The organism is Limnobacter sp. 130 (genome assembly GCF_902506325.1).
In the GTDB taxonomy this organism is placed as follows: Bacteria; Pseudomonadota; Gammaproteobacteria; order Burkholderiales; family Burkholderiaceae_B; genus Limnobacter.
Genome location: NZ_LR732330.1, coordinates 701354 through 717068 on the forward strand (window position 1 = coordinate 701354; position 15715 = coordinate 717068).

General features: G+C 52.0%; 19 protein-coding genes and 1 tRNA gene. 13 read left to right on the forward strand and 7 right to left on the reverse strand.

Translation table 11 applies throughout. The annotated features are described in order from the left end of the window. From FRIGORI9N_RS12275 to FRIGORI9N_RS12285, 3 genes are all read left to right on the forward strand, one after another. Complete coding sequence (locus tag FRIGORI9N_RS12275; RefSeq protein WP_159571463.1) at nt 1-429, forward strand: GFA family protein; 429 nt, start codon at nt 1-3, stop codon at nt 427-429. Between the two features lie 104 nt (nt 430-533). Next, nucleotides 534-830: an HU family DNA-binding protein gene (locus tag FRIGORI9N_RS12280; protein ID WP_159571466.1), complete on the forward strand. Its 297-nt coding sequence runs from the start codon at nt 534-536 to the stop codon at nt 828-830. Between the two features lie 159 nt (nt 831-989). Then, complete coding sequence (locus tag FRIGORI9N_RS12285) at nt 990-1394, forward strand: FKBP-type peptidyl-prolyl cis-trans isomerase (protein ID WP_236550883.1); 405 nt, start codon at nt 990-992, stop codon at nt 1392-1394. Between the two features lie 80 nt (nt 1395-1474). Here FRIGORI9N_RS12285 and FRIGORI9N_RS12290 read toward each other — a convergent pair. Both FRIGORI9N_RS12290 and FRIGORI9N_RS12295 read right to left on the reverse strand, forming a co-directional pair. Then, nucleotides 1475-1550: transfer RNA gene (locus FRIGORI9N_RS12290), tRNA-Asn, on the reverse strand. A gap of 122 nt (nt 1551-1672) precedes the next feature. Beyond that, nucleotides 1673-2860 (reverse strand): pyridoxal phosphate-dependent aminotransferase, encoded by a 1188-nt coding sequence (locus tag FRIGORI9N_RS12295; protein ID WP_159571469.1) that lies wholly within the window; start codon nt 2858-2860, stop codon nt 1673-1675. 236 nt (nt 2861-3096) lie between these two features. Here FRIGORI9N_RS12295 and uvrB point away from each other — a divergent pair, with 236 nt between their 5' ends. The 10 genes from uvrB to iscX all read left to right on the forward strand — a co-directional run bounded on the left by uvrB (nt 3097) and on the right by iscX (nt 11421). Next, nucleotides 3097-5160, forward strand: coding sequence for an excinuclease ABC subunit UvrB (uvrB, locus tag FRIGORI9N_RS12300; protein ID WP_159571472.1), 2064 nt, complete (start codon nt 3097-3099; stop codon nt 5158-5160). Between the two features lie 69 nt (nt 5161-5229). Beyond that, nucleotides 5230-5721 (forward strand): low molecular weight protein-tyrosine-phosphatase, encoded by a 492-nt coding sequence (locus FRIGORI9N_RS12305; protein WP_159571475.1) that lies wholly within the window; start codon nt 5230-5232, stop codon nt 5719-5721. A 199-nt stretch (nt 5722-5920) separates the two neighbouring features. Then, entirely contained in the window at nt 5921-6403 is a 483-nt protein-coding gene (iscR, locus tag FRIGORI9N_RS12310; protein WP_159571478.1) for a Fe-S cluster assembly transcriptional regulator IscR, read from the forward strand. Between the two features lie 27 nt (nt 6404-6430). Further along, the gene (locus FRIGORI9N_RS12315; RefSeq protein WP_159571481.1) at nt 6431-7642 is read left to right on the forward strand and encodes an IscS subfamily cysteine desulfurase; all 1212 of its coding nucleotides are present in this window, start codon (nt 6431-6433) and stop codon (nt 7640-7642) included. Nucleotides 7643-7669: 27 nt separating this feature from the next. Further along, on the forward strand, nt 7670-8050 hold the full coding sequence (iscU, locus tag FRIGORI9N_RS12320; RefSeq protein ID WP_138519366.1) for a Fe-S cluster assembly scaffold IscU: 381 nt from the start codon (nt 7670-7672) through the stop codon (nt 8048-8050). A 34-nt stretch (nt 8051-8084) separates the two neighbouring features. Then, nucleotides 8085-8408 carry an iron-sulfur cluster assembly protein IscA gene (gene iscA / locus FRIGORI9N_RS12325; protein ID WP_159571484.1) on the forward strand — a complete coding sequence of 108 codons (324 nt, stop codon included), beginning with the start codon at nt 8085-8087 and terminating at the stop codon, nt 8406-8408. Nucleotides 8409-8419: 11 nt separating this feature from the next. Further along, nucleotides 8420-8956, forward strand: a complete 537-nt coding sequence (gene hscB / locus FRIGORI9N_RS12330; RefSeq protein WP_159571487.1) for a Fe-S protein assembly co-chaperone HscB — start codon at nt 8420-8422, stop codon at nt 8954-8956. Next, nucleotides 8956-10839: a Fe-S protein assembly chaperone HscA gene (gene hscA / locus FRIGORI9N_RS12335; protein ID WP_159571490.1), complete on the forward strand. Its 1884-nt coding sequence runs from the start codon at nt 8956-8958 to the stop codon at nt 10837-10839. Before hscB ends, hscA begins: the two co-directional genes overlap by 1 nt. Nucleotides 10840-10871: 32 nt before the next feature. Next, complete coding sequence (gene fdx / locus FRIGORI9N_RS12340) at nt 10872-11210, forward strand: ISC system 2Fe-2S type ferredoxin (protein WP_159571493.1); 339 nt, start codon at nt 10872-10874, stop codon at nt 11208-11210. A gap of 16 nt (nt 11211-11226) precedes the next feature. Further along, nucleotides 11227-11421: a Fe-S cluster assembly protein IscX gene (gene iscX, locus FRIGORI9N_RS12345; protein ID WP_159571497.1), complete on the forward strand. Its 195-nt coding sequence runs from the start codon at nt 11227-11229 to the stop codon at nt 11419-11421. On the opposite strand, the gene FRIGORI9N_RS12350 is transcribed toward iscX, so the two are convergent. Genes FRIGORI9N_RS12350 through FRIGORI9N_RS12370 form a run of 5 tightly spaced genes read right to left on the reverse strand, consistent with a single transcriptional unit; the run spans nt 11422 to nt 15696 of the window. Then, nucleotides 11422-12969 (reverse strand): phospholipase D family protein, encoded by a 1548-nt coding sequence (locus FRIGORI9N_RS12350; RefSeq protein ID WP_201301488.1) that lies wholly within the window; start codon nt 12967-12969, stop codon nt 11422-11424. It lies immediately after the preceding gene. 1 nt (nt 12970) lies between these two features. Beyond that, a complete protein-coding gene (blaOXA, locus tag FRIGORI9N_RS12355; protein ID WP_159571501.1) occupies nt 12971-13774 on the reverse strand; it encodes a class D beta-lactamase in 804 nt (267 codons plus the stop codon). Nucleotides 13775-13792: 18 nt separating this feature from the next. Next, the gene (locus FRIGORI9N_RS12360; protein WP_159571504.1) at nt 13793-14188 is read right to left on the reverse strand and encodes a hypothetical protein; all 396 of its coding nucleotides are present in this window, start codon (nt 14186-14188) and stop codon (nt 13793-13795) included. A 56-nt stretch (nt 14189-14244) separates the two neighbouring features. Continuing rightward, nucleotides 14245-15096 (reverse strand): glutathione-dependent disulfide-bond oxidoreductase, encoded by an 852-nt coding sequence (gene yghU / locus FRIGORI9N_RS12365; protein ID WP_159571506.1) that lies wholly within the window; start codon nt 15094-15096, stop codon nt 14245-14247. 54 nt (nt 15097-15150) lie between these two features. Further along, entirely contained in the window at nt 15151-15696 is a 546-nt protein-coding gene (locus tag FRIGORI9N_RS12370) for a pyridoxamine 5'-phosphate oxidase family protein (RefSeq protein WP_159571509.1), read from the reverse strand. Nucleotides 15697-15715: the final 19 nt, after the last annotated feature.

Genomic DNA, 15715 nt, shown 5'->3' on the forward strand with positions numbered 1-15715 from the left:
ATGAACAACACCTACCGCGCACAGTGTCAATGTGGTCAATTGGCGCTTACCTTCACCCAGGCGCCCGTTGCACAATTGGTCTGCCATTGCCGTGATTGCCAAACCATTAGCGGCATGCCCTACGCAAAGGCCGCTTTTTTCAAAGCCGAAGAACAATGCGCACAGGGCGAATTCAAGGCGATTGAGATGACAGGTGGCTCGGGTAAACCCAAGCAATACCGCAGATGCAGCCAATGCAATGATTTTGTTTATGCCACGGTGGATGCGCTGACTGGCCTGTTGGGTGTGGCTGCAGACAGGCTGGGGCCACCTTTCGAATTCCAACCCATGGCCCATGTATGGACCAGCGAGAAGGCGCCCGAAGTAGATATTCCCCAAGGCGTATTCCAGTTTCCCAAGGCACCGCCGTTCAGACCGGGTAAGCAATAAAATAAACCGCCCATAGGGAGGTGAAAACAACCTAAACCCCCTTGCTACATGCGGTTTTCCATGGCATGTTAGCTACGCTCATTAACTCTTTGGAACTATAAACAATGAACAAAACCGAATTGATTGACGCCATCGCCGCAAAAAGTGAATGCTCCAAGGCCGCTGCTGGCAAAATGTTGGATGCCTTCATCGAAACCGTGAGCCAGCAAATGGCCGATGGCGACAAGGTTGTTTTGGTGGGTTTCGGTACATTTCAAACCGGCGCACGTGCAGCCCGTGAGGGTCGTAACCCACGCACAGGCGAGACCATCAAGATTGCAGCAGCTGTAGTGCCTAAATTCACTCCTGGCCAAAGCCTGAAGACCAAAGTAAATACAAAGCCAGCAAAGAAAAAGAAATAAATCAAGACACATCATTTATGCCTTAAACCGTTGCTTCCAAGTATCGGTTACGAGCCCCCGCCCGTGAAAACGTTGCGGGGGTTTGTTTTGGGTGTAAATATCGCGTTAACCTTATCTAACCCAACTTCTAATAGCGATTTGATCAACATGAAGCATTCAATGATTTGGTCTGTAATTTCTGTTCTCTCACCCGTGTTGCTCTTCCCGACTACCGCCGCTGCCGAGGAAATCAAACTTCCCTCTGGCGTTGTTGTGGCCATTGATGGGAAATCAACAGGTGCACAAAAGCCAAAAAGTACGTCGACCGTAAGTGTTCACTACGAGGGCGCGTTAACAAACGGCACTGTGTTTGATAGCTCTTACAAACGCGGCGCACCAGCCACATTCCCACTAAGCGGTGTTATTCCGTGCTGGACGCAAGGCGTCAGCACGATGTCAGTCGGCGACAAGGCCACGTTGACCTGCCCTGCAGACACAGCCTACGGCGCGCGCGGCATACCCGGGGTGATCCCCCCGAACTCCGTATTGAAATTCAAGGTTGAATTGCTTGAGATCAAGCGTTGATTGTTTGAAGTCTTAAAGAAATTCAAGACAAGAAAAAAGCCCTTTCGGTTTTACACCGTAAGGGCTTTTCACTTCTTATTTGGCTCCCCGACCTGGACTCGAACCAGGGACCTGCGGATTAACAGTCCGTCGCTCTACCGACTGAGCTATCGGGGAAAGAGCCGAGATTATAGCAGCGAAATTTTTTTGTGCAACCCCAAATACCCAAATTGGACAAATGAATTACAAAAACCCCGCTGCCTGCTTAAACCTTAGGCAACTTATTGCTTAACCCCTGTTTAACCCAATGCTTTCGCAATGCGCTCGCAGGCTTTTTCCAGGTTGCCCATGCTGGTAGCAAATGAAATGCGGAAGTAACCTTCAGCACCAAAAGCAGAACCAGGCACCACAGCAACACCGGCTTCCAGCAGGTACGCCGTCAGTTCCAGATCATTTGCTGCCTTGATCTTGCCTTCTGCGGCCAGCTTCTCGATGGCCTTGCGCGCGTCTACAAATGCGTAGAAAGCGCCTTCGGCTTTCAAAGTTTGAATCGTCGGCACAGCATTCAAAGCCTTGGTCACAAACTCATTGCGTTCACGGAACGCAGCAACCATGGGCTTCAAACAATCCTGGTCGCCGCTCAAGGCAGTTTCCGCGGCCACTTGTGAAATAGACGTGGGGTTGGAAGTGGACTGGCTTTGCAGGTTCGTCATCACATCGATCAACTTGGCCGGGCCTGCAGCAAAACCAATACGCCAGCCGGTCATGCTGTACGCCTTGGAAACACCGTTCAACACCACGGTACGGTCTTTCAATGCGGGGCAGGCGTTCAAAATGTTCACAAACGGCACACCAGCCAGGTTGATGTGCTCGTACATGTCATCGGTGGCCACAATAATATTGGGGTGCTTCAACAGCACTTCGCCCAAGGCCGCCAACTCTTCCTTGGTGTACACAGCGCCCGTGGGGTTGCTGGGGCTGTTGATCATGAACATCTTGGTTTTTGGCGTAATGGCGGCTTCCAGTTGGGCAGGGGAAATTTTAAACCCCTGCTCAATGCCGGCAAACACCAGCTTGGGCACACCGCCAGCAATTTCAACAATGTCAGCGTAGCTCACCCAGTAAGGTGCAGGAATTACCACCTCGTCACCATCGTTGATGGTAGCCAGCACCATATTAAAAATGCATTGCTTGCCACCCACGCCAACAACAATTTCATTGGCTTTGTATTCCAGCCCGTTGTCGCGTTTTAGCTTGGCGATCACGGCGTTTTTAAGGCCTACGGTGCCACCAACGGCTGTGTATTTCGTAAAGCCGGCATCAATGGCTTTCTTTGCAGCCTCTTTGATGTGGTCAGGCGTGTCGAAGTCGGGTTCACCAGCGCCCAAGCCGATAATGTCTTTACCCTCGGCTTTCAGTTGGGCCGCCTTGGCTGTCACGGCAAGTGTAGGGGAAGGTTTGATCGTAAGTGCGCGATTTGAAAGCATGATTCCGTTGTCTGGGAGTGAAAAAAGAAAAAGTCAAGTCTGGAAAAAAAACTCATTTCCGACGATAATGCAGGATTGGCTTATCACAAAATGCTGCGAATTTTCTGCAGCCAACAGCCCAATGATGCAACTCCGTAATTCTACGGGATTGGCCAGAAGGTTCAACCCGTGGGGTTAATCATTGGCTAAAACCGCTGTGCTTTGTGGTTGCCTCGCATCAAGACTCGTAGTTTAACATGGCCCCTGGATTTATCAGTTACCCCAACAGTCCGTTCGAGCTTTACCAGCCCTACTCCCCGGCTGGCGACCAGCCGACCGCGATTGAAAAGCTGATCGAAGGCGTGAACGATGGCGAGGTGTTTCAAACCCTGCTGGGCGTTACCGGCTCGGGCAAAACCTTCACCATGGCCAATGTAATCGCCCAAACCGGGCGTCCGGCTTTGGTTTTGGCCCCCAACAAAACCCTGGCTGCCCAGCTGTACGCTGAAATGCGCGAGTTTTTCCCCAAAAATGCGGTGGAATACTTCGTCAGCTACTACGACTACTACCAGCCCGAAGCCTACGTGCCCAGCCGCGACCTGTTCATTGAAAAAGACAGCTCGATCAACGAGCACATTGAACAAATGCGGCTTTCAGCCACAAAAAGCCTGCTGGAGCGCCGCGACACCATTATTGTGGGCACGGTCAGCTGCATTTACGGCATTGGTGATCCATCGGACTACCACGCCATGATTCTGAGCATTCGCCATGGCGACAAGCTCAGCCAGCGCGACATTCTGAAACGCCTCATCGCCATGCAGTACAAGCGCAATGACCTGGACTTCACGCGCGGCACCTTCCGGGTTCGGGGCGACACCATCGACGTGTACCCGGCCGAACATTCCGAGTTGGCTGTGCGTATCGACCTGTTCGACGATGAAATAGATGCAATTCAGCTATTTGACCCGCTAACCGGCAAAATTCGCCAAAAGCTGCCACGTTTCACCATTTACCCCAGCAGCCACTATGTAACGCCCCGCGCCACGGTGCTGCGTGCCATTGAAACCATTAAAGCAGAATTGCGCGAACAACTTGATTTCTTTGTCAAAACCGGAAAACTGGTCGAGGCCCAGCGCCTGGAACAGCGCACCCGCTTTGACCTGGAAATGCTGGCTGAACTCGGTTTTTGCAAAGGCATCGAGAATTACAGCCGCCACATGTCAGGTGCCGCGCCGGGCGAGCCGCCACCCACACTGATCGATTACCTGCCCAAAGACGGCTTGATGATCATCGACGAAAGCCACGTCACCATTGGCCAACTGGGCGGAATGTACCGTGGAGACAGGTCCCGCAAGGAAACTTTGGTTAACTTCGGCTTTCGTCTGCCATCTGCCATGGACAATCGCCCCTTGCGTTTCGAGGAATTCGAGTCCAAAATGCGGCAAACAGTGTTTGTTTCAGCCACGCCCTCGAATTACGAGAAAGAGCATTCTGGCCAAGTGGTTGAACAAGTGGTGCGCCCCACAGGGCTGATTGACCCTGTGATTGAGGTGCGCCCTGCCACCACCCAGGTCGATGACCTGCTCAGCGAGATTCACGAACGAACTCGCGCTGGCGATCGAGTATTGGTCACAACGTTGACCAAGCGCATGGCCGAAGACCTCACTGACTACCTCAGCGACAATGGTGTTCGCGTGCGTTATTTGCATTCCGACATTGAAACCGTTGAGCGCGTTGAAATTATCCGTGACCTGCGTTTGGGCGAATTTGATGTGCTGGTTGGAATTAATTTATTGCGCGAGGGCTTGGATATTCCGGAAGTGTCCCTAGTTGCAATACTGGATGCCGACAAAGAAGGCTTTTTGCGCAGTGAACGCAGTTTGATTCAGACCATTGGCCGCGCTGCCCGCAATTTGAACGGCAAAGCGATTTTGTATGCTGACCGGGTGACCAATTCCATGGAATTGGCGATTGGCGAAACCACCCGCCGCAGAAACAAGCAAATTGAGTTCAATACAGCAAACGGCATTACCCCACGGGGCGTGAACAAACAGGTCAAGGAACTTATCGACGGCGTGTTCGATCCAAACGCTTCAAGGCAACGCAAAGCCGATAAGGCCATGGAAGTTGCCCCCTTGGGTGAAAAGCAGTTGGCAAAAGAGATTAAACGGCTTGAGAAACTCATGCTGGAACACGCGAAGAACCTGGAGTTTGAAAAAGCCGCCCAGGCCCGCGACCAGTTGGGTTTGCTGAAAGAACAGTTGTTTGGCAGCAAGGGCGAGTCCAACGTGACCTCGCTGGATGCCAAACGCAGCGCCTGAAGCAAGCAGGCGCGTTGTAAAGATTTGAAGAGTTTTACTTTAATGGGTTCAGGACAATAGGAAGCCAATATGAAAAGCAAAGTTTTGTTTGTGTGCATGGGAAACATCTGCCGCTCACCAACAGCAGAAGGCGTTTTCAGGCAGATGGTAAGCGAAGCGGGTCTTGACCATGAAATTTCTGTTGAGTCAGCCGGCACGCATGCCTACCATTTGGACAAAACGCCCGACCCCCGCGCCGAGGCAGCCGCCGCCAAGCGTGGTTACGACATTTCCAACCTGATTTCACGCCAGGTCACTGCTGACGATTTCCGCGACAGTGACATGATCCTGGCCATGGATTGGGACAACATGAGTCTGCTTCAACAGCAGTGCCCACGCCAGTACGCGCACAAAATTCAATTGATGATGCGCTACGCCACTGAACATGACGAAGCCACCGTGCCCGACCCCTACTATGGCGGCCCCGATGGTTTTGACACCGTGTTGAACTACATTGAAGACAGCTGCACAGGCTTGTTGGAAGTGTTGCGCAAACGTGTATTTCAGTTCGCGGCAGCATAATCTGATCCAGCCCGCTTTCGGCGGGCACTGAAGTCAAAAACCGCTGGCCTTTGCCGGCGGTTTTTCTTTTGCAGATCAAGGTTTCCCCTAGCCATTCAAACCCGCCGAATACTTGAGTAAAACAGTCAACTTTGCTATACTTGACCAAAATAGTAGGAATTAGCCGAAAGGCTTTTAAGGGTGCAATAAAAGGATTGCCATGCGATTGACCACAAAAGGCAGATTTGCCGTTACAGCCATGATTGATCTTGCTTTACAGCAAGACACAGGGCCGGTTTCGCTCGCCGGCATCAGCCAGCGCCAGAATATTTCACTGTCGTATCTGGAGCAGTTGTTTTCGAAGCTGCGCAGGCACGAGCTGGTTGAAAGCGTTCGCGGCCCCGGCGGCGGTTATCATATTGCCCGCGCCCTGAAGGAAGTCAGCGTTGCTGACGTTATTTTGGCTGTGGATGAACCGCTGGATGCAACCCAGTGTGGTGGCAAGGAAAATTGCACCGATGAAGGCCAGTGCATGACGCACGACCTGTGGAGCAGCCTTAACACCAAAATGCTCGAATATTTGGGCTCAGTCACTTTGCAGTGCCTGGTTGAAAAGCACAAACAAAAAGACGCTGAGCGAACCATTCAGTTTCGTGAAAGGCCAACGGCATCTAATGCCGCAGCCGCACAACATACACATTAAATAGCAGTTGATTGGAGCAAATACACTATGAAGATGCCGATTTATCTCGATTACAGCGCCACCACCCCTGTGGATCCGCGCGTAGCCGACGCCATGATTCCTTTCCTGCGTGAAAGCTTTGGCAACCCGGCATCCCGCAGTCACGCCTATGGCTGGACCGCCGAGGAAGCCGTTGAAAAAGCCCGTGAAGACGTTGCCGCTTTGGTCAACGCCGACCCACGCGAAATCGTGTGGACTTCTGGCGCAACCGAATCGAACAACCTGGCCATCAAGGGTGCAGCGCTTTTCTATGGCGAAACCAAGGGCAAGCACATCATCACCTTGAAAACTGAACACAAGGCTGTGCTGGACACCTTCCGCGACCTGGAACGCCATGGCTTTGAAGCCACTTACCTGGACGTTCAGGACAACGGCCTGATCAGCATGGACGCCCTGAAAGCTGCCATTCGCCCCGACACTGTGTTGATTTCAATCATGTTTGTGAACAACGAAATTGGCGTGATTCAAGACATTCCCGCCATTGGCGAATTGTGTCGCGAGAAAGGCATCATTTTCCACGTGGACGCTGCGCAAGCCACCGGCAAGGTAGAAATCGACTTGCAAAAGCTGAAAGTAGACTTGATGAGCTTTTCTGCGCACAAAACTTATGGCCCCAAAGGCATTGGTGCCCTGTATGTACGCCGCAAGCCCCGTATTCGCATTGATGCACAAATGCACGGTGGCGGCCACGAGCGTGGCATGCGCTCAGGCACCTTGGCCACCCATCAAATCGTTGGCATGGGCGAATGCTTCCGCATTGCCAAAGAAGAAATGGCCAGTGAATTGCCACGCATGAAAGCATTGCGTGACCGTTTGCTCAACGGTTTGAAAGCCATTGATGAAATTTATGTCAACGGTGATCTGAATCAGCGTGTGGTGCACAACCTGAACGTGAGCTTCAACTTCGTGGAAGGCGAGTCGCTGATCATGGGCGTAAAAGAAATTGCGGTATCGTCTGGTTCAGCCTGTACATCGGCCTCTCTTGAGCCCTCCTATGTACTACGTGCATTGGGCCGCAGCGACGAATTGGCGCATAGCTCGATTCGTTTCTCGATTGGTCGTTTCACGACTGAAGCCGATGTTGATTTCACCATCGAATTGATGAAAGCCAAAGTGGCGAAGTTGCGTGAATTGTCGCCCCTTTGGGAAATGCACCTGGACGGCGTGGATTTAAGCACCGTTCAATGGGCTGAGCACTGAAATATTTGAAGATTGAGGAGAAGTACCATGGCATACAGCGAAAAAGTTCTAGACCATTATGAAAACCCCCGCAACGTGGGCTCGTTCGAAAAGGGCGACGACGAAGTGGGTACAGGTATGGTGGGCGCACCCGCTTGCGGCGACGTAATGAAACTGCAAATCAAGGTAGGCGCCGACGGTTTGATTACCGATGCGAAGTTTAAAACCTACGGCTGTGGTTCGGCCATTGCATCGTCTTCATTGGTCACCGAGTGGGTCAAGGGCAAAACCCTGGACCAGGCTTTGGAAATCAAGAACACTGCGATTGCTGAAGAGTTGGCCTTGCCACCTGTAAAAATTCACTGCTCCATTTTGGCTGAAGACGCCATCAAGGCAGCGGTTGAAGATTACAAAAAGAAGCACGCCTGATTGTTGAAAAGTTGTTGATAAGGAATTGAACACCATGGCGATTACATTGACTGAGCGCGCCGCCGACCACATTAGCAAGTTCCTGACCAAACGCGGCAAGGGAATTGGTTTGCGCATTGGTGTGCGCACCACCGGCTGTTCCGGCATGGCTTACAAGCTGGAGTTTGTGGATCTTGTTTCCGACGAAGACAATGTATTCGAAGCCCATGGTGTGAAGCTTTTTGTGGATCCCAAAAGCATGCCTTACCTTGAAGGCATTGAACTGGACTTCGCACGCGAAGGCTTGAATGAAGGTTTCAAATTCAACAACCCCAATGAAAAGGCGCGCTGCGGCTGTGGTGAAAGCTTCACCGTTTAATTGTCAGCCCAATGACCAACATAGCAATCAAGTTAAACGACAGCGATTTTGATATTTTTGGGTTGCCCTGCCAGTTTGCTCTGGACAGCGCAGCCCTTTCTGCTTCTTATCTGCGACTTCAAAGCCAAACCCACCCTGATCGCTTTGCGAATTCAGGCGCTCAGGAAAAAAGGCTGGCAGTGCAGTGGGCCACCCGTGTGAACGAAGCCTACAAACGCCTTCAAAACCCGATGGAACGTGCCATTTACTGGTGCGAACTACACGGCGAAAACCCGCGTGGGCAACAAAGTAATCTGCCACCTGCACTGCTTATGCAGCAAATGGAATGGCGAGAATCACTTGAAGAAATCAAGGGCGTAGAAGCACTTGAAGATTTGCTGAGCGAAGTGGCCGCCGAGAAAAAGCGTTGTTTGACCTTGATCGCACAACAAATTGATACAGAAAAGAACGCGCAGGCAGCCAATGGCACTGCACAGGCTTTGCTGTTCATTAACAAATTCATGATTGAGTTGACCAAGAAATTGGAGCAACTGGAGGATGCCAGCTAATGGCTTTGTTACAAATTGCTGAACCAGGCATGTCGACAGCACCGCATGAGCACAGGCTCGCGGTGGGGATCGACCTGGGCACCACGCATTCACTGGTGGCCAGCGTACGCAGCGGCAGCGCCGAATGTTTGCCCGATTCTTCGGGCCGTGTCATTTTGCCCAGCGTGGTGCGTTACGGCGAAACAGGCGTGAAGAACATGGGTGAAGACGCCTTGGCCTGTGCGGACACAGACCCATTCAATACCGTGTTTTCGGTCAAGCGCCTAATGGGGCGAGGTCACAAGGATGTGCAGGGGTTGAACCTGCCCTACCGTGTGAAAGATTCTGGCGGCATGGTTGAAATTGAAACTGACTATGGCACCAAAAGCCCGGTGGAAGTGTCTGCCGATATTTTGCGTGCATTGCGCAAACGCGCTGAAGCCACTTTGGGTGGCGAGCTGGTCGGTGCGGTAATTACAGTACCCGCGTATTTCGATGATGCACAACGCCAAGCCACCAAAGACGCAGCACAACTGGCTGGCCTGAACGTACTGCGACTGATCAACGAGCCCACCGCAGCTGCTGTGGCGTACGGTCTTGATCAAAATGCGCAGGGCCAGTTTGTGGTGTTCGATTTGGGTGGTGGCACATTCGATGTGTCCATTCTGCGCTTGCAAGCCGGTGTATTTGAAGTGCTGGCCACAGGTGGTGATTCGGCGTTGGGCGGTGACGATTTCGACCGCGCCATGGCCGACCATTTCATTGCCACACATGGCTTTGAAGAACTGAACGCGCAACAGCGATCACGCCTGGTCATGGCTTGCCGCCGCGTGAAAGAACAAATTTCTCACGAGCACACTGCATTTCTAAGCGTGGAATTTAAAAGCGGTGAAACCATTGCAGAAACAGTCACCGCCGAGCAGTTTGAGGCCATTGTAGAGCCGTTGGTGAAACGCACCATTCAAGCCGCCCGCAAAACATTGCGCGACGCTGGCTTGAGTACCGATGAAATTGATGGCGTGGTCATGGTGGGTGGCTCTACCCGCATGCCCGTGATTCGCAAAGCTGTAAAAGCGTTTTTTGGCAAAGACCCGCTGGTGAACTTGAACCCGGATGAAGTGGTAGCGATTGGCGCATCCATTCAAGCCGATACCTTGGCGGGCAACCGAAGCGACGACGAGCTGCTACTGCTTGACGTGATTCCACTGAGCTTGGGCCTTGAGACCATGGGTGGCCTGACTGAGCGAGTCATTAACCGCAACAGCACCATTCCAGTTGCGCGTGCACAGGAATTCACCACCTTCAAGGACGGGCAAACCGCCATGGCCATTCACGTGGTGCAAGGTGAACGCGAACTGGTTTCAGAAAACCGTTCACTGGCGCGGTTCGAGCTGCGCGGCATTCCACCCATGGTGGCTGGTGCGGCACGCATTCGTGTCACCTTTCAGGTTGATGCCGATGGCTTGCTCGCTGTAAATGCCATGGAAACAGGTTCTGGCGTATCGGCCAATATCACCGTGAAGCCTTCTTACGGGCTGGACGACGATCAAATTGCCGGCATGCTTAAAAACAGTTTTGAGTTTGCAGAAGCTGACATGAACGCACGCCAGTTGCGCGAGCAGCAAGTGGAAGCCATGCGCCTGGTGGAATCGGTTGAAGCGGCCATTGCGAAAGACAGTGAATTGCTCGACACCACCGAACTCAACACGATTGATGCCAGTGTGAATGCATTGCGAGAACTGGCTCAAACCGAGGATTTGCGTGCCATTGAAAAAGGCATCGACGACTTAAGCCATTTGACAGCAGACTTTGCCGCACGCCGAATGGATGCAGGTATTCGCAAAGCGCTGACCGGAAAAACCATCGACACTGTGAGCACCACCCTTGGCGGCGCTGCGAAATAAACGCGACACAACAGAACACGAGAGATTTAGAGATGCCAATTATTAAAATTTTGCCCCATGAAAGCCTTTGCCCTGAAGGCAAAACATTTGAAGTACCCGTGGGTGCCCAATTGTGCGAAGCTATTTTGAACAACGACATTGCACTGGAACACGCTTGCGAAATGAGCTGTGCCTGTACCACTTGCCATGTCGTGATCAAGGAAGGTTTCAACAGCCTGAATGAAAGCGATGATGATGAAGATGACTTGCTGGACATGGCTTGGGGACTGACTCCCCAAAGTCGCTTGTCTTGCCAGGTGAAAGTAGCCGACAAAGACCTGGTGGTGGAATTGCCGAAATACACCATCAACCACGCACGCGAAAATCACTGATCAAGGGGGCCACAACATGAAATGGACTGACACGCTGGATATTGCGCTTGAATTAATTGATGCACACCCCGATGTAGACCCAAAGTACATTCGTTTCACGGATTTGCACAAATGGGTGTGTGCCCTGCCCGGCTTTGAAGATGACCCCAACAAGTCAAATGAAAAAATTCTGGAAGCAATCCAGATGACCTGGATTGAAGAGCAGGATTGATTACAACAAGTCGTTGATGGGCAGCAGGGAATAGAAAAACACCGCAGTCCTTCGCCACAGTGTGGCCTTGGGCTCCAGATTGTGAACAATTTCCTTCCCGGCTTGCCGCTCTATCCACACCAAAGCATCGTTCTCATCCAGACGCACTTCATAAGCCATAATCGGCAGCGCCTGAAAGCCCAATTCAATTTGCATTGCCAGCGCGGGGCTTTGAATCAAAAAGCCCATTTCCGTGTTCAAGTTCACAGACCGTGGATCAAAGTTGAACGAGCCCACAAATACGCGAGAACCATCCACTGCGAAAGTTTTCGTGTGCAGGCTTGAAGCCGAACTGCCGATCATCAGGTTGCGTTTGCCTCGGTCAGAATTTTTAGCGCCTGGGGCACTTTTCAATTCGAACAGCTTCACACCAGCTTTCAACAACTCCACTCTGGTTTTTGCATAACCGGAATGCACTGCGGCCACATCAGTGGCCTCCAGCGAATTCGTCAATACCTGGACATTTACACCTGCTTTGGCCAAGCGGGAAAAGAATGCAACACCACGTTCAGTCGGCACAAAATATGGCGACACTACACTGAGGCTGAACTTGGGTTCTGCAATGAAATCACGCAACTCAGTCACCAGGTAATTTTCTCGGTTGGCTGTGTTCAACCCTTTGGCCGGGTCGTCGCTCACCATGCGCACGGAGGTCCACTGAAGTGGCAAGGTGCCATTCATGAATTGGCGCAAAAAAACTGAATTCTCCACCGGAGTCTGATACTCCATGACACGCTCGGTCTGCTCAAAGTTCAGTGCGCTTTGATCAATTTGATCAAGAATGGCTGGCTCGGTGGGCAGTAAAATTTTAGCGGATGGATACGCCGAGTCGCTTCGCCAGTAGGCATCGAAATCCCGCGATACGGCTCGGACCACATGGCCCACGCACAACATGTCCAGATCCATGAACACAGCCGCATCGGTTGCACCAAAGTACTCATCCCCAATGTTGCGTCCACCAGAAATGGTAACTATGTTGTCGACCGTGAACGACTTGTTGTGCATGCGCCGGTTCACGCGAGAAAAGTCGGTGAAGTAGCCCAGCCATTTGGGGTTGCGAATGACAAATGGATTGAACAGGCGAACCTCGACATTGGGGTGACGGTCCAGCCGATTCAATTGATTGTTCAGACCGGCAATGCCGTTGTCATCCAGCAGCAAACGAACCCGCACGCCACGGTCGGCCGCCTTGATCAATTCGTTGAACATCAAGGTACCTGTGGTGTCATTGCGCCACAGGTAAGACTGAATATCAATGGTGCGTTCGGCCGCTCGCAGCAAAATCACCCGACTGGCAAAGGCATCCTTGGGGTCTTGTATGGGGTATATGCCTGCTTTGCCGCGATGCTCGATTTCCAGTGGGCCCAATGCCCTGCCCAAACTGGTTTGACGGGCCAGTTGTTCACTCAGCGCGCTGGATTGAATGCGGTCATTGAGGAGCGGTAGTGCGCAGCCTTGCAGCAAACCAAGCAGTAGAAACACTGAGGCCCGAACAAGCAAGCGGCTCATGTCAGTTGGCAGGCAAAGCGTTGATGGAACGAAGTACCGCCCGGGTAATTGCTTCTCGCTTTGGCAAGTCGCCGATGCGATTGGGCGTGTCGATATTCAAGGCGAAAAATACGGGCCCATCTGGCCATTCAACATAGCCAACCCACCAGCCAAAGCGACCTTCCCAGCCCGTTTTGCCGCGAAGTATCCAGTCTTTTCCCGCCTCGACAATGATGATGTCTTTCACGAGTCGCTGGTGCTCTAGCTTGAAAGGCAAACTGTTCGTGTAAAGCTTCTGTAAAAACTGGATTTGCTCGAAGGCATTGATTCGAATATTTCCGTCGAGCCAATAACCGTCTTTTCCGCCACTGGGGTCGGCATTGCCATAGCCCGCTTTTTCCAGATAGGTGCGGGCGGCCTTCTCGCCAATTTGTTGGCCAATCCACTGATACACCCACACCACAGAGCCCCGCATGGAAGAGCGAAGGTTGTGGTCCGAGTTCCAGACATCGAAGTCACGTTTCTTCCCGTCCCATTTGAACACCTGAAACTCGTCTTTCACAACCCCGTGTTCAAGTGCAAACAGGGCATGGGGAATCTTGTAAGTGGAGGCAGGCAGATAGGGAGTACTGGCACGTTTTGGATTGTGAACCTGAACAATTGCACCGGGAGTGCGTTGGTCCAACACCACTAGGGTGCCCTCGGCATTGTGCTGCTCAAAGAAGGTTTTCCATTCAGGGCGTTCCACTACCTCAAGCGGAGTGGCGCTGTGAACAGTGCTTACAACAAAAGAGAATGCAAGAACTACCGCATTGAACAGGCGCATCAACTCCCCCTTTTTTTATTATCGAACAGCGGAGTCCTTTCCGATAATTTTATTGATCTCTGCGCTACTTAACGTTGAAGAGTCACATTTCGCATACCCGGTTCGCTCGGTCACCAGATAACGCACACCACTGCTGTTTTGCAAGCCTGTGTCTTTTTCGCCTTCCTGAATACTCAGTTCGTCGTAGGCTGCAGACAAACACGCCCGTTCTGCCCCGTTTCGCCAAGTGGTTCTGGCGGCATCAATATTGGTCCAGGGTGCATGGTTTGAACGCGCATAAATATAAAACAAACCCGGTCCAACTTCTTCCTGTTTGTAACCACCGCCCAGCATGTTGTTGCCTTTGGACAAATCATGGGTGGAAGCACAACCCGCCAGGCAGGCCAACGCCACCGCAAACACAAGCTTTTGCAAAATAGAACTCCACAACAAATCAAAGAAAGGGCACATTGTGCCCCAGCCTGCTGACCTTAAATGGCCTTGCCATCGAAATCACTGGCGCTGTGCCGCTCTAGCACCTGCTCATTGCTTTCGCCCCAGGCGCGATTCACCATGCGCCCGCGAATTACAGCAGGCCGTTTGGCAATTTGCTCGGTCCAACGTAACACATTGGTGTAAGTGTGGGCTTCCAGAAACTCTGCGGCGTCATACACTTTGTTGGTGACCAAAGCACCATACCACGGCCAAATCGCCATGTCCGCAATGGTGTATTCGCTGCCTGAAATGTATTCCTGATCGGCCAATTGGCGATCCAGCACATCGAGCTGACGTTTTACTTCCATCGCGTAGCGATTAATCGGGTATTCATATTTTTCAGGCGCATAGGCATAAAAATGCCCAAAACCGCCACCCAACATAGGCGCGCTGCCCATTTGCCAGAACAACCACGACAAGGTTTCTGTTCGCTTTGCAGGGTCAGTAGGCAAGAACGCCTTGAACTTTTCGGCGAGATACAGCAGGATCGAACCCGATTCAAACACGCGTGTGGGTGGGTTGGTGCTGCGGTCCAGCAGGGCTGGAATTTTGCTGTTGGGGTTGACTTCAACAAATCCGCTGCTGAACTGGTCGCCGTTGGAAATATTGATCAACCAGGCATCGTATTCCGCACCGGAATGCCCCAAGGCAAGCAATTCTTCCAGCATTACAGTCACTTTTACGCCATTGGGCGTGGCCAGGGAATACAACTGCAAGGGCTGCTCGCCCACGGGCAAATCTTTCTCATGGGTGGCGCCAGCAATGGGGCGATTGATGTTGGCAAATTTGCCACCGCTTTCTTTGTCCCACACCCAGACATTGGGTGGCGTGTATTTGGAATCACTCATTATTCTGACCTCGCTTTGCTAACTGCTCAAAAAATATCAAGGTTTAGGATACCTTCAGGGAACCATGTTTTGATGAATCCAGTGTCCGGTTTCGTCAAGATCACAGCGAAATCGCACATGGCCCTCGCGCTTCAATTCCAATAATTCGACATTCAAAACTTTCACGTTCAACACCACAAAATTCATGCGGGCCGTGTCGAAATCGTAAGTCAAGCTGTCACCAACAAGCGCATCTCCGGGAGCGCTCAGGGTGGCGTAGTCTTTTCTGGCGTATTCGGGGATTTGATCCCAAAAACCATTCACAATCAATTCACTGGTCTCAGGCTTTGCAATGCCACATACTCTGAGTTGGGTGTTGCTGCGCGGGTTCCAGAACAACAAAGCGACACGCGAGTCGTGGGCCAGATCAGCCATTTTCTGGCTTCGACGATCGGTGTAAAACACCAGCGCGTGTTCAGCCATATTCACGGCTCGCAAAACAACAGAGCGCGCCTGTGGTCCTTTTGCACCCGCAGTGCTGAATGCGACTACACGCCATGGGTGCTTTTTGTCCACTGTGGCCCGCACCAAGGTTTTCCAGATTTCTTCGGCATGGTTCATGCTTCTCTCCACGCCGTAA